At 62.2% G+C, this 14743-nt stretch carries 11 protein-coding genes and 1 tRNA gene; 6 read left to right on the top strand and 6 right to left on the bottom strand.

Translation table 11 applies throughout. The features are described 5' to 3' along the window. The first annotated feature begins 53 nt into the window (after positions 1-53). From ABHT90_RS03480 to pknB, 6 genes are all read left to right on the top strand, one after another. On the top strand, positions 54-1907 hold the full coding sequence (locus ABHT90_RS03480) for a serine/threonine-protein kinase (protein WP_346981634.1): 1854 nt from the start codon (positions 54-56) through the stop codon (positions 1905-1907). Further along, positions 1904-2917, top strand: coding sequence for an FhaA domain-containing protein (locus tag ABHT90_RS03475; protein ID WP_035136732.1), 1014 nt, complete (start codon positions 1904-1906; stop codon positions 2915-2917). Before ABHT90_RS03480 ends, ABHT90_RS03475 begins: the two co-directional genes overlap by 4 nt. A 6-nt stretch (positions 2918-2923) precedes the next feature. After that, the gene (locus ABHT90_RS03470; RefSeq protein WP_006235180.1) at positions 2924-3340 is read left to right on the top strand and encodes an FHA domain-containing protein; all 417 of its coding nucleotides are present in this window, start codon (positions 2924-2926) and stop codon (positions 3338-3340) included. Further along, complete coding sequence (locus ABHT90_RS03465) at positions 3337-5136, top strand: Stp1/IreP family PP2C-type Ser/Thr phosphatase (RefSeq protein WP_346981633.1); 1800 nt, start codon at positions 3337-3339, stop codon at positions 5134-5136. Before ABHT90_RS03470 ends, ABHT90_RS03465 begins: the two co-directional genes overlap by 4 nt. A gap of 16 nt (positions 5137-5152) precedes the next feature. Continuing rightward, positions 5153-8023 (top strand): FtsW/RodA/SpoVE family cell cycle protein, encoded by a 2871-nt coding sequence (locus ABHT90_RS03460; RefSeq protein WP_346981631.1) that lies wholly within the window; start codon positions 5153-5155, stop codon positions 8021-8023. A 132-nt stretch (positions 8024-8155) separates the two neighbouring features. Next, entirely contained in the window at positions 8156-10117 is a 1962-nt protein-coding gene (gene pknB, locus ABHT90_RS03455; protein ID WP_195240991.1) for a Stk1 family PASTA domain-containing Ser/Thr kinase, read from the top strand. Positions 10118-10398: 281 nt separating this feature from the next. Here pknB and ABHT90_RS03450 read toward each other — a convergent pair. The 6 genes from ABHT90_RS03450 to ABHT90_RS03425 form a co-directional block, all read right to left on the bottom strand. Beyond that, positions 10399-10474: transfer RNA gene (locus ABHT90_RS03450), tRNA-Arg, on the bottom strand. Positions 10475-10609: 135 nt separating this feature from the next. Next, a complete protein-coding gene (locus ABHT90_RS03445) occupies positions 10610-11008 on the bottom strand; it encodes a DUF956 family protein (protein WP_006235193.1) in 399 nt (132 codons plus the stop codon). A 120-nt stretch (positions 11009-11128) separates the two neighbouring features. Beyond that, positions 11129-12049, bottom strand: a complete 921-nt coding sequence (locus ABHT90_RS03440) for a PTS system mannose/fructose/sorbose family transporter subunit IID (RefSeq protein ID WP_055310058.1) — start codon at positions 12047-12049, stop codon at positions 11129-11131. 16 nt (positions 12050-12065) lie between these two features. Further along, a complete protein-coding gene (locus ABHT90_RS03435) occupies positions 12066-12884 on the bottom strand; it encodes a PTS mannose/fructose/sorbose transporter subunit IIC (protein WP_346981630.1) in 819 nt (272 codons plus the stop codon). Positions 12885-12902: 18 nt separating this feature from the next. After that, complete coding sequence (locus tag ABHT90_RS03430; RefSeq protein WP_055250789.1) at positions 12903-13892, bottom strand: PTS sugar transporter subunit IIB; 990 nt, start codon at positions 13890-13892, stop codon at positions 12903-12905. A 405-nt stretch (positions 13893-14297) separates the two neighbouring features. Then, on the bottom strand, positions 14298-14726 hold the full coding sequence (locus ABHT90_RS03425) for a hydrogenase maturation nickel metallochaperone HypA/HybF (protein ID WP_346981628.1): 429 nt from the start codon (positions 14724-14726) through the stop codon (positions 14298-14300). Between the last annotated feature and the right edge of the window lie 17 nt (positions 14727-14743).

Here is a 14743-nt window from a genome sequence, read left to right as displayed (position 1 = left end):
TCGGCCCCGCGCCCGCCGCTCGCAAACGAACTTTAAACGCACGAGGGTTGGCCATGCCGCTTTTCTCGCAACATACCGCCCGGTTCTCGCCGGACGTTCCCTTGGAGGGCACCAGCTCTCGCGAGCTGCTCAAGCGGTACCAGCCGCTCGAGACGCTTGCGACCGGCGGTTTTGGCTCCATCGAGATTTGCCGCGATACGCACCTGCGCCGCCGCGTGGCCATTAAGCGCATCCCCCTTATCAACGGTGCCGGCATGCCCGCCAGCGACATCATGGATGTCCTGCGCGAGGCGCACACTGCCGCCATGCTTCAACATCCCAATATCGTGCAGGTTATCGACTTTACGCACGATACCGCCTATGCCTACCTCGTCATGGAATATGTCGATGGCATGTCGCTCGCCGACTTTTTGCATCGCGTGGACGGCCATTCGCTCACCTTTGACGAGGCCGCGGCCATTGCCGACGCGCTGGGCCAGGCGCTCACCTTCGCCCATAGCAACGGCGTGCTCCACCTGGATATTAAGCCCGCCAACGTGCTCATCGACCACTCGGGCAATGTTAAGCTCACCGACTTTGGCATGGCGCGGCTGTCGTCTGCCGGCGGCTTTGGCGGCTCGCGCGGCGGCACCATCGGCTACATGCCACCCGAGCAGCTCGACATCGAGACTGGCACGGTTGACGAGCGCGCCGATGTCTTTGCCCTCGCCTGCGTGATCTACGAGGGCCTGTGCGGCAGCGCTCCCTTTATGGCCGCCACGCCCGGCGACTCGCTCGGCCGCATCATCGGCGGTGCCACCTACCCCAGCGAGCTCATCCCGCACTTTCCCCCAGGAGCCGAGGCTGCGCTCATGAGCGCCCTCTCCCCCATGCCGCAAGACCGCCCCAGCAGCATCGAGGCATTTTGCGACCAGCTGCTCGCCAGCTTGGGCAGCGTGCGCGAGGGCCGTCGCAGCCTGGAGCAGATGGTGGGCGAGCTGTCGGATGACGAGCGCGCGGCAGACGATATCGAATCGTTGCCCTATGAGGACGACACCATCGAGGTCGACCCCGCACTCGGCTGGGCCGGCACGCGCTGGAGCCACGCGCGCGATTACACCATGCGCGCCATCTCGGCGCTAGCGTGTGGCGCCTTTAGCTTTTTGATCATGCAGACGGCTGGCGTCGCGGCGCTTCCCGGACTTATTGCCGCGGCCATCGCGATTGGGGTGGCCGCCGGCCTGGCCCCGCAGATTGGCTCGGCTATCTCGGCCGTGGGCTTTTTGGTACTTATGGCCAACGCCACCATGCAGGCGCAGGGCATCCTGTCGATGCTGCCCGTCGCGGTGCTCTTTGCCGCCACCATGTCCGGTTGGTGGATCGCCTGGGGCCGCACCGAGGCTGCCGCGAGCGCCGCGCTCACCTGCGCGGTAGCACTTGGCTGTCTAACGGGTGACGTCCTCCTTGCCGCCGGGGTCGCCGCCGGCATCGCGGCCTTTTGGCTCGGCCCGGCAAGCGCCGCGGCCGCCACGGGGATGGGCGCGCTTTTTGGCCGCCTGGCTACGGTTGCGCTTTCCGCCGGAGGCGTGCTGGGGCTCGGCAATGTTGCCGCGGCGCTGGGAGACATGCTCTTCTGGGCTGCCGTTGTGCTTGTCGCGGCGACAGCTGCACTGACATCTCTGCTGCTCAACGCCCATGCCAGGCGTGCCGAGCAGGGCTCGAACCTGGCTGCAATCGCTGCCATCGCCGGCTGCGGAATAGGCACCGCGGCGTCGCTCTGTCTTGCACACCATATGGAAATTGCCAGCCTTGCGGCCGCGGTCGTCGTCAAGGCGGCGGTTGCGGGAACCCTATCCTCTATAATCGTTGGGATATGCCTATATTTGCTCGGATACCAAAGAACCTATACGGAGAGTGATCTTTCGTGAACTTCCTGAACATCTTCGAGGACCACGTGGCCGGCATCTTCGGTGCCACCCGTGCCCCGTTCTCCTTTAAGAAGCTTGCCAAGCAGGCCGCTCGCGACATGGAGGATCAGACTCTGGTGATCAACGGCGTCAACACCGCGCCGGCACTCTATACCATCCTGATCGCCGCCGACGACGATCCCATGCTCGCCCCGTTCTACCCCGAGCTTTCGCGCGAAGTCCGCGAGTTTGTGAAGGCACAGGCCGAAAAGCGCCGCTATGTGTTTGTCGGCGAGCCCCTCGTTCGCTTTATGATCGACCCCCAGCTGCGTGCCGGTAAGTTCTCGGTCTTTGCCGAGAACGTCGACGCCCCCACGCTCGGTCGTCTGTACGAGGAAGAGCGCGCCTACCAGAATGGCCTGGGCCAGAACAACTCGGCCGCAAGCCGCGCCGCCAGCGCCCCGCGCGCCGGCCAGCAGCAGTTTGCCGCCCCGCAGCAGCAGCGCCCCGCCGCCATGCCCCAGCAGCAGCCGACGCCTCGCGCCGCCGCTCCCGACCCGCTTGCCGTGGCAGACCCCTTCGCGCCTAGCGTCCCCGACCCCGCCGCCGCACCCATCCCGGTGCCGCAGACCGTCTCGCGCGACGCGCTTGCCGGCATGGGCGGAGCCGCCGCGACCGGTGCCGCCGTGGGCCTAGGCGCCGCAGCCGGCATCGCCTCCAACATGGCGAGCACTCGCGCCCCGCAGCGCCCGCTCGCCCAGCTCGTCGACGTCGTGAGCGGCGAGAGCCATAGCATCACCTCCGCACAGGTGACCATCGGTCGCGAGCGCTCAGTTTCCGACATTGCCCTGCGCGACCCCAACGTGTCGCGCCGCCACGCCCAGCTCACCTTTACGGGCTCGGATTGGTCGATCGAGGACCTCAATTCCACCAACGGCACGCTCGTCAACAACCGCCGCATTACGCGCTGCCCGCTGCGCAACGGCGATCTGCTGACGTTTGGCCTGAGTACCTTTGAATTTAGGGGATAGTCGCTTATGAACATCGATATCGTCCTTTTTGCAGGCCGCATCGTCCTGGTCGCCCTGCTCTATATCTTCCTATTCGCCGTCATGAAGACCGGCGTGGGACTTGTGCGCGGACAGCGCCGCGACTCGGCTATCTGGACGATCGATGTGGACAAGGGTCCGCGCGGTATCCGCGGCATCCACGTTGACATGCTCGGCCCCGTCATCGTCGGTCGCTCGCCATCTTCGGACATCTGCATCAACGAACCATTCGTCTCGGCCTCGCATGCGCGCTTTTCGCTGCAGGGCCCGGCGCTCATCATCGAGGACCTCAACTCGCTTAACGGCACGCTCGTCAACGGCCGCCAGCTGGTGGAGCCCGCGACGCTGCGCGAAGGCGACGAAGTCCAGATTGGCGACGTGGTCATGAAGGTGAACCGTCGATGATCGACGAGGAGAACAAGTCCGCAACTATGACCGAGGCACCGGCCGCCGCCACAGCTGCGCCGGCCCACGCCGCTCCAGCGGGCTCCGCACCCGTGGAACCCGAGGACACCGTGTTCTCCCTGCCTCTTTCGCATGTAACGCATGATATTTCGGATCTCGCCGATAACGAGGACGAAGATGATGCCGCAGCGGCGCCCATCGGCGCACATGCTGCGGAACAGCCCACAGCGCCCGAAGCAACCCCGGCGCCAGCTCACTTTGCAGAGCCCGTCGCCGCGGCAATCAACGAGAGCGCTGCGGCGTTTGCGGCACCCGAGCCCGCCGCGCCGGCGTTTCCCATAGCCCCGGCATCCGAGGTTGCGCCCGCGTCTACGCCGGCGCCCGAGCCTATAGACGTCAGCCCGCAAGACGACGAGTCGACCGCCCGCGTTTCCAAGGAGCCCGACTCCCCGGACACCGGCGATTCCGAATCAAACGCCGAGACCGACACCGTCTCTCCCGGTGACACCGCCGAGATCGACGTTGCCGCCGTTGAGGCCAAGCTCAAAGACCCCGGCTCGACCATGAGCTTTGAGCCCCTGACCGAGGAGCGCATCGAGACCGACTCGACCTATGATGCCGGCACCACCACGCAACTCATGTGGGGCGCCCGCTCCGACGTTGGCTGCGTGCGCCCGCACAATGAGGATTCCTACCTGGTGCAGTCGCCGCTCTTTTGCGTATGCGACGGCATGGGTGGTCACGCTGCCGGCGAGGTGGCCTCTTCTATCGCTGTCGAGACCATCGCCAAGACAGCTCCTCAGTCTGCCGACGCCGCACGCCTGGCGGCAGCCGTCGAGGCAGCCAACGCCGCCGTAATCGAGGCGGCCCTGAACGGCCTGGGCAAGCCCGGCATGGGCTGCACAGCCACCTGCGCCTATATCGAAAACGACACGCTCGCCATCGCCCACGTGGGCGACTCTCGCGCCTACCTGCTCCACGAGGGCACGCTCATCCGCGTGACCCGCGACCACTCCTACGTGGAGGAGCTCGTGGACGCTGGCGAGATCACGGCAGACGAGGCTCGCGTCCACCCCAACCGTTCGGTCATCACCCGCGCACTGGGCTCGGACCCCGCCATGTATGCCGACCACTTCACCCTGCATATCGAGGAAGGCGACCGCCTGATCCTGTGCTCCGACGGCCTTTCGAGCATGATTCCCGATAGCGATATCGAGAACATCGCCACGCAGTCCTCAACCGCGCAAATCTGCGTCGACAACCTAGTGGACGCGGCGCTTGCTGCCGGCGGCCACGACAACGTGACCGTAGTAGTCGTTGACCTGGTTGACGATGGCGTTATGCGCGAGGCGCAGCGCGTGCGTCGCCGCAACGTTACTATCGCCGCCATCCTGGCCCTCGTCTTTGTGCTGGCAGCTGGCATCTGGGCCTACACGGGTGTCACCGGCTCGTACTACCTGGGTACCTACCAGGGCAATGTCGCCGTCTGGCGCGGCCTGCCCGGCAAGCCACTCGGACTCAAGCTCCACTGGCTCGAAAGCGAAACCAGCATCAAGCTGTCCGACCTGCCCGAAGACACGCAAAACCGCCTCAAGGCGGGCATTCCGCAAACAAGTGTCGACGATGCGCAGGACACGATATCCAAGTACCGCCACCAGATCGACGAGGAGCAGACCCGCCAGGTGATCGACGCGCAAACGATTCGCGACAACACCAATCAGGGATCGACCTCCGAATCAGATTCCGAGAAAACCGCCGAACAGTCCGCCGAGGCCGAAGCCTCCGATAAGAATTAGAAAGGGAGTGCCGCTTATGAGTCGCCGCAACACCGAGCTGCTCTTGCTCATCGCCTCGGCGTTCCCCGTCATCCTGCTGTATGCGATGTACGTCCTCACCGCGGGCGCTGCCATCTCCTTTGAGACGCTCGCCGTACCGATCGGCCTCTTTGCCGCCTTTGCCGCGGCCCACATTGCCGTGCGCATCTTGGCGCCCGGTGCCGACCCCGCCATCCTGCCCATTGTCTTTGTGCTTTCGGGCATCGGTATCACGTTCGTGACGCGTCTCGCACCCGCTCTCGCGATCTCACAGCTCATCATCCTGTTTGTCTCGGTGGCCCTGATGGTGGGGACGCTCGCGTTGGTTAAGAACCTCGACGTGGTCATGCGCTACAAGTACACCTTTGGCATCATCGGCATCATTCTGCTGATGCTGCCCATCTTTATCGGCACCACGATCTCGGGTTCCAAGCTCTGGATTCGCATCGCGGGCTTTACCATCCAGCCCGGCGAGTTCGCCAAGGTCTTTATCGTCCTGTTCCTGGCCGGCTACCTGGCCGAGAACCGCGAGCTGCTCTCCATCTCCAACCGCAAGATTCTGGGCTTTAAGATCCCTCGCCTGCGACTGCTGCTGCCGCTGTTTGCCGTGTGGGGTGTGTGCCTGCTCGTCGTCGTCTTCGAACGCGATCTGGGCTCTGCCGTACTGTTCTACACCATCTTCTTGCTGATGCTCTACGTTGCCACGGGGCGCTTTTCGTATGTCGTTATCGGCCTTGCGCTCTTAGCCGTTGGAGCCGTGGGCGCCTACAAGTTCCTGTCTCACGTTCAGGTGCGTTTCCAGGTTTGGCTCGATCCGTTTAAGGACGCCCAGGGCCAGGGCTACCAGATCGTCCAGTCGCTCTTCTCGCTTGCCGATGGCGGCCTGGTCGGTGTTGGCATCGGCAACGGCATGGCCAACAACATCCCTGTCGTCGAGTCCGACTTTATCTTCTCGGCTATCGGCGAGGAGATGGGCCTTTTGGGCGGCGGCGCCGTGCTCATCCTGTTTATGCTCTTTGCCGTGCGTGGCCTGACCACAGCTGCCCGCGCAAAGTCCGACCTTGCCGCCTTTAGCGCCACCGGTCTTACGGCAGCCATCAGCTTCCAGGCCTTCTTGATCGTTGGCGGCGTAACCCGCCTGATCCCGCTGACCGGCGTCACCCTACCCTTTATGAGCCAGGGCGGCTCCTCGCTGCTGGCGAGCTTTATCATCGTCGCGTTCCTGCTGCGCGCCGGTGACGAGGCGACCGGACGCGAGGCCGAGCTTACCGGCACCGGCACCATGGCCGCCATCACCGATGATCAGGTCGCATCTGCCGCCGCCCCGACGGGCACGCGCTTTGCCACTTCGTCTTCCTACGGCAGCGGCAGCCATTCCGTCGGCTCGCGCATGCGCCGTCGCCTGCTCGACACGCCTGAATCCGGTGTGCTCGGCCGCGTTGCGCTCGCCAACCGTCTAACCCGTGCGGTGCTCGCCTTTACGGCGCTGTTCGCCATCCTTATCGGCAACCTCACCTATGTCCAGGTCATTAAGGCCAAGGACTATCAGGACATGCCGACCAACAACCACACCATCGCCCGCTCCAAGTACATCCAGCGCGGCTCCATCATCACGTCCGACGGCGTGACGCTGGCCGAATCGCTGCAGCAGGAGGACGGCACCTACGTACGCTCCTACCCCAACGGTAACCTGGCAGCGCACGTGGTTGGCTACGTGAGCCAGCAGTATGGCACCACCGCCATCGAGAGCGTCATGAACGACACACTCACCGGTTCTAAGGACTACTCCAGCTGGAACAACGCCATCGCGTCGCTCGCGGGCCAGACCCAGCCGGGCAACACCGCCAAGCTCACCATCGACTCGCGCATCCAGACGGCTGCTGAGCAGGCGCTCAAGGGCTTTAAGGGCGCTGTAGTGGTCATCGACCCGCGTACCGGCGCGGTGCTCGCATGTGCCAGCTCGCCCACCTACGACAACACCAACATCGATGCCCTGCTGCAGACGGGCGGCGGCGAGGACGGCTCCATGTACAATCGCGCCATGGACGCGCTGTACACGCCGGGCTCAACGTTTAAGGTCGTTACGCTTTCCGCGGCACTCGAGACCGGCACCGCCAGCCTTACCAGCACCTACCAGGCGCCCGGCTCCATGGACATCGGCAACGCACCGGTCACCAACTATGCCAACGAGAGCTACGGCACCATCAGCCTGCAGCAGGCCTTTGCCGTGTCCTCCAACGTCGTCTTTGGCCAGGTGGCAAACGAAGTTGGCGCAAACACGCTCGTGCAGTTTGCCAACGCCTTTGGCTACGGCCAAAAGCTCGGCCAGGACCTGACCTCCGCGGCCTCCATCATGGCCGACCCGTCGCTCATGACCGAGTGGGAGACCGCCTGGGCCGGTGCCGGCCAGCCTGTCGGCATGGACCACACGCCCGGCCCGCAGACCACCGTCATGCAAAACGCCGTGATTGCCGCCGCCATCGCTAACAGCGGCGTGGTCATGGACCCGTACTTTGTAGCCCAGGTACTCGCCCCGGACGGAACCGTGGTCAAGACCACGCAGTCCCGCTCGCTGGGTCAGGCCGTCAGCTCCGCCACGGCCGACCAGGTCAAGCAGGCCATGCTTGCCGTCGTCCAGTCCGGCACCGGCACCGATGCCCAGATCCCCGGCGTCAAGGTCGCCGGCAAGACCGGCTCGGCCGAGACCGGCGGCACCAACGTCAACTCGATGTTCGTTGGCTTTGCACCTTACGATTCACCCACGGTCGCCATCTCGGTGGCCTTGGAGGATTTCGACAAGCATGACGTCGAGGCCGCCAAGATTGCCGGTATCGTCCTGACCGCGGCGCTTGCCGCACAGGGAGCGTGATGCCCATGATCGAATCGGACACCCGAGGCGCGCCGCGACCGAAGAGTTAGCGGCAACACGCCACACGGCCCCAGCGGCCACATCGTAGGTACTACACACATCGTTGAGCGAATAGTTATGTTAGGAGCAGGAATGGAACAGAGGGTCCTCGGGGGAAGATACCTCCTCAAGGATAAGGTGGGAACAGGCGGCATGGCGACCGTCTACCGTGCACAGGACCAGGTCCTCGACCGCACGGTTGCCGTCAAGATCATGCTGCCGCAGTATGCTGGCGACGCAACCTTCGCCGCACGCTTTAAGCAGGAGGCCCAGGCAGCAGCCGGTCTCTCCTCCCCCTATATCGTGGGCGTCTACGATTGGGGCAAGGACGGCGACACCTATTACATCGTCATGGAGTACCTGCGCGGCACCGACCTTAAGAGCGGCATCAAGAGCCACGGCGCCCTCGACCCCAAGAAGGTCGCCCAGATCGGCTCGCAGATTAGCTCTGCGCTTTCGGTCGCCCACAAGCACGAGATCATCCACCGCGACATTAAGCCGCAGAACATCATGGTGCTGCCCGACGGCAACATCAAGGTGATGGACTTTGGCATCGCGCGTGCCAAGAACAGCCACCTCACGCAAGACAACAACGTGCTGGGAACCGCCCACTACGTCAGCCCCGAGCAGACCCGCGGCCAGGACCTCGGCCCCACCTCGGATATCTACTCGCTGGGCGTCGTGATGTACGAGTGCGCCACCGGCCGCGTTCCCTTTGACGGTGACGACGCTATCTCGGTCGCACTCAAGCAGGTCAACGAGCTGCCTATTCCGCCGAGCCAGATCAACTCCGGTGTCGACGCCGACCTTGAGCGCATCATCCTCAAGTGCATGGAGAAGGACCCGGCAAACCGCTTCCAGACCGCCGACGAGCTGCGTCAGGTGCTCAACAGCTACCTGTCGGGCCGTGCCGTCAACGTCTCGGAGCCCACGCGCATCATCGGTGCCCCCGGTGAGCTGGGCGCCACCAAGACTCGCGAGCTTTCCGATCAGACGCGCGCCATGGTGCGTCCCGTCTCGGGCGTGAGCGGCCAAAATACCGCCCGCAGCTCGGTTTCGGGCTCCACCGGCTCCTACGAGGTCGAAAAGCCCAAATCCAACAAGAACAAGATTATCGCCGCCGTGGTGGCAGCCGTTGCCGTCATCGGCATCGTGGTGGCCTTTGCCACAGGACTCTTTGGCGGCGAGCAGGTCACTGTGCCCGATGTGCTGGGCAAGGACCAGCAGACTGCCGTCGAGCTGATCAAGGAAGCCGGCCTCGAGGTCGGCACCATCGACCAAAGCTACAACGACGATGTCGACGAGGGCAAGGTCGCCGAGCAGACGCCCAACGGCAACACCAAGAAGACCAAGGGCACCAAGGTGAACCTGGTAATCTCCAAGGGCCCCAAGCCCTCCGAAAAGGTTGAGGTTCCCAAACTTGTCGGCCTAACCAAGGACCAAGCAGAAGCCGCACTGGCAAGCGTTGGCCTGAAGGGCAACGCCTCCGAGGAGGCCAACGAGGCTGATGAGGGCCAGGTCTTTGAGCAGGGCACCGAAGCCGGTAAGGAAGTCGCGAAGGGCACGACCATCTCGTACAAGGTCTCGAGCGGCCCGGATACCACGTCCGTCCCCGACCTGACCGACATGACCGAGGCCCAGGCGCGCAACGCCCTCGATATGGCAGGCTTTGGTGTCGACGTGAGCTACCAGGAGAACGACTCGGTTACCGAGGGCACCGTGATCAGCTGGAACCCCAGCGGCAAGCAGAAGCCCGGCGCCACGATTACCGTCGTCATCGCCAAGAAGTCCGGCAAGGCCACCGTCCCGGGCAACCTGTACGGCAAGAGCATTTCCGCCGCTGTTACCGCGCTCAACAACGCCGGTTTCTATAACATTGGCTTCTGTGACCAGAACGGCAATCCCGTAAGCGGTAACGAGGATGCCACCGTTACGGGCGTCTCCCCCACCGGCAAGCAGTCCACCGACAGCACGATTACGCTGACGGTCGCACTTTCTGGCTCGGGTTCGGGCTCTGGCTCGGGCACGGGTGACGATTCCGGTACGACCAACTAGCCGCCACCCTGCCGCTCATCACGGCTCTCGCCGCAAACATATTCGCTCACAGGCGCCCGCTTGCTTCCCCAGCAAGCGGGCGCTTCGTTTTTGACATGACATGAACCAGAGGAGCCCGGCACCGTAGCGGTACCGGGCTCGATATTCCTCTGGTGCCCCCGGGCGGATTCGAAAACTCCCCCCGCGGGGAAATGAGTGACGCGGGTGCCGACGGTCCGAATCCGCCGACAGCTCCCACAAACCAGAAACGGCGCCGCTCTCGCGACGCCGTCATAATCTTCTGGTGCCCCCGGGCGGATTCGAACCGTCGACACCCGCTTTAGGAGAGCGGTGCTCTATCCCCTGAGCTACGGAGGCATGTTGTACTAGTGTAGCAGATTTACTGCATCGCAATACGTCGCATGACTAGACTTCGAAGTTGCGGTGGAATAGTTCCTGTCTGAAGCATCTAAAGCCGTATTTAGGAACTATTTCACCGCAACTTATGAGGAGCTAGTTACCTTTGTGGAAGAGGTTTTTGATAACGGAGGGGATGCTCTTGGCGCCCTTGGCCGTCACATCGATAAAGTCGGGCGAACGCACAAGCTTATCCTCGTCGACGTACTTGCGGACAGCACGAAGCGTCTCTTTGTCGTCGCGCGTCGAAAACGTAAAGTGACCGTTGTCCTTGGTGAAGATGGCAAAACGCGTGATCTTCTTGGTGCCGCGTAAAACCTCGGCGGCAATATAGTCGACCTCATCCCACGGGATTTGAATATAATCCTCGGGATTGCGCTCGTTGTAATACTCGAACGCCTTATTGCCCACCATCACGTTGCCGTGGCTGGTAAGCCCCATCAGGCAGGTTGCCGGCGTTGCCAGATCGACCGTGCTGTTCTGAGATTGCGCCATGCGCGCCTCGCCCTCCAAATAAAACAATCGGACCGCATCCAGTGTACCCACCGGGTGCGGTCCGTTTCAATGGCTCAAAAGCCCTTGCCTAGCAATTCTCGGTCTTAAGCCGAAGCGTGCTTACATGAAGCCGCAGAAGCGACCGATGATGCCGACGGCGAAGAGAGCCAGGATGATGACAATCGGGCTGACCTTCTTCTTGAGGAGCTTGCAGACCAGCAGGGTCAGGCACACGGCGGCAAGGCCGGGGATAAGCTGATCGAGGTTGGCCTGAAGCGTGGTGACCTTCATCTGATCAAGGGCGGTAGCACCGACGGAGTTGTACATCGTCAGCGCTTCCTTGATACCCTCGGAACCGGAGGGCAGGCTAGCCCAGTCGATAAAGGCGCCAGCAGACTGCTTGACCGTGGAGACGATCGGGGTGAAGGAAATGGACACCCAGCGCTCGACCAGGGCGCCGATGATGAACATACCCAGGATGGAAGCGCCCTCGGTGACCTTGCCCATCAGACCGCCGGAGAGGTCCTTGGCGATAGAGGAGCCGACCTTGTAGCCAAACTCCTGTGTGTACCACAGGAAAGCGTAACGGATGATGTTCCACGCGAAGAAGAACAGCAGCGGACCGACGATGCTGCCGGACATGGCCAGGGAAGCGCCCAGAGCGCCCAGAATCGGGCGAAGGGTGAACCAGAAGACGGGGTCACCGACGCCGGCGAGCGGGCCCATCATACCGACCTTGACGCCCTGGATGGCGACGTCATCGATCGGAGCACCGTTGGCGCGCTCCTCCTCGAGGGCGAGGGTAACGCCAATGACGGGGGCGGAAACATAGGGGTGGGTGTTATAGAACTCCAGGTGGCGCTTAAGAGCGGCAATCTGGTCATCCTTGCTGGTGTAGAGCTTCTTGATCGCAGGGATCATTGCGAAGCACCAGCCGCCGTTCTGCATACGCTCGTAGTTCCACGAGCCCTGAAGGAACTGATGACGGAAGCAAACCTTCTTACGGTCAGCCTTGGTGAGCTGAATCTTGTTCTCTGCCATATGTATCACTCCCCTCCTACTCGTAATCGTTCAGAATGTCGCCGAGCGGGTCGCCGGAGCCACCGCCCATGCCGCCACCCTGCTTGGACAGATCCTTAAGGCCAAGGTAGATGAGGGCAAGGGAGATGCCGATGAGGCCAAGGGCGATCAGCGTGAGCTGAGGGATGGCAGCAAGGACAAAGCCGAGGATAAAGAACGGCCAGGTCTCCTTGGTGGCCATCATGTTGATGACCATGGCGTAACCGACGGAAGCGACCATGCCGCCGCCGACGGCCATGCCGCCGGACAGCCAGTCGGGCATAGCGTTAAGCGCGTTGGTAACAGCCTCGGCCGGGATGACGCACAGAAGTACTGCCGGGATGGCGATACGAAGGCCCTGCATGAGGATGGCAGCGTACTGCCAGCGCTCGATGCCGGAGAAGTCGCCCTTCTCGGCGCAACCGTCCATGGCGTGAGCGATAGCGGTAGCAATGGTACGGCAGATCATGGTCAGGAACAGACCAGCGACCGACAGCGGGACGGCGACGGCGATGGCCGCGGTAACGGCCTTGGCCGAATCAGTGGCGCCGCCGTTGAGGGCGAGCACCATGATGATCGAAGAAGCGACCGAGGCCAGAGCGGCGTCAGGCGCGACGGCGGCGCCGACGTTAGCCCAGCCAAGGGCCATCATCTGGAGCGAACCGCCCAGGAGGATGCCCTCCTGAAGGTGACCGGTTACGAGACCGATAAGCGTGCATGCCACGAGCGGCTGATGGAACTGGAACTCATCCAGAATGCCTTCCATACCGGCAAGCAACGCGACAATCGCAACAAGCAGAATAGTGATTGCAGACATGTATCGGACCCTCCTTTACTATGCTTGAGCGGCCAGTTCGGCCTTAGCTTTCTTCAACATGGCGTCGAGATCCTCGGAGGCATCCGAAGGAACCTTGCGGACCTCGAACTTGACGCCCTTGGCCTTGAGGGCCTCGAGGGTCTTAACGTCGTCATCGCCCATAGCGACGGCGTTGGTGACGACGACCTTGCCCTTGGAGTGAGCCATGGAACCGATGTTGACTTCCTTGATGTCGACGCCGGCCTCGATGGCCTTGAGCAGATCCTGCGGGTTCTCGAAGAGCAGCATGGCCTTGGTGTCACCAAAACGCGTGTCCTTGACGACCTCAGCCATCTTCTTGATGGGCACGACGTTGGCATGGACTCCCGGAGGGGCAGCCTGCTCGATCATGGTCTTGCGGAGCTCGTCGTGAGCAACGCCGTCGGAAACCACGATGATGCGGTTGGGGTTGATCTGCTTGGTCCACGTGGTGGCCACCTGACCATGAAGCAGACGGGTGTCGATACGGACGTGGGCGATCTTGATGTGCCCATCGCCGATGACCGTTCCCGGAGGGATGGCGCCTGCAGGAGCAGCGGCGGCCGCAGCCGGCTTCTTCTCCTCGGGCTCCAGAGACTCGGGCTTGACACGCACGCCAGCCTTAGCCTCAGTCACGAGATGTTTTGCGATCGCATGTGCAGTGTTCTTTGCGTCAAAGCGCTGCGAATATGCCTCGATGAGCATAGGCAGGTTGACACCGGTGACGATAGCCCAGGAATCGTGGCCCTCGATGAGCCCGCTGATCTGGTTGAACGGCGTGCCGCCCCACAGATCAACGAGGAAGAGCACCTGCTCCTGGTCTTCGAAGGAAGCGATTGCTTCCTCGACCTTGGCACGGAAGTCGTCGGGGCCCATGCTCGGCTCGAGCGAGACCACGGCAACAGACGGCTGATCGCCAAAGACCATCGAGCCCGTCTGCTTGATTCCAGCTGCCAAGTCCCCGTGGCTAGCAAGAACAATACTTACCATCACATAACCTCCTTTTTGTCTACGTATTTCCTACACGACATGAAAGGAGTATAGCTGTTTGGTTTGTGGAATTATAGCTAAATCCGCAAAAGGTTGGATTATTTGTTTAAACGTCTAGGTTTGTTACAAGTTGATTACGTTACTGCTTTTTGACTCATTACACGACAAGGCGTCGCTCATCAAGCCATGCATTTTACAGATACAAGCAGGCTGTTCATTAATATCGATTTTAGGCAAGCGCGAATGCGCTTGTACTGCCGCTATTTTGTTTAAACAGACATGACTTGACTATTATCGTGACTTATGTTCTACGAAACCACTCAAAATAGTTGCGGTGGAATAGTTCTTGTTTAAGAGCCAGAAGGCTGGATTTAGGAACTATTTCACCGCAACTTATAGGGGGTCCTAGACGATGCGGAGGGGGTTGGCGGCGTCGACGGCGTCGGGGGCGTCGGAGAGGCCGTCAGGAGCAGCATCTGCCGGGTCCTCGTCGGGGGTCTCGATCTGCTTGATCATGACCTCCTGGCCCTGCAGCAGGTATGTCTCGCCGCTGCCGCAATGGGGGCAGGTCTTGCCGTGCTCGACCGTCGCGTAGTCGCAGCCGCACGCCTCGCAATGCGTCACGGCCTCGACAGGCTCCACAATAAGCTCCGCACCCTCGGTGATGGACTTTTTATCTGCCGCCCAGCGCCAAGCGTCGAGTAGCAAGTCGGGAACGACGCCCGAGACCTCGCCCAGCAGCAACGTCACGCTCGAAACGCGACGCACGCCATGAGCGCGCGCCACATTCTCGACATCGCGAATGATGTGGTAAACGATTCCGAGCTCGTGCACTTTTTCCTCCGCCGTTC

Source organism: Collinsella aerofaciens (assembly GCF_039758815.1).
Taxonomy (GTDB): Bacteria; Actinomycetota; Coriobacteriia; order Coriobacteriales; family Coriobacteriaceae; genus Collinsella; species Collinsella aerofaciens_BP.
This window is presented reverse-complemented; position numbering and strand designations above follow the sequence as displayed.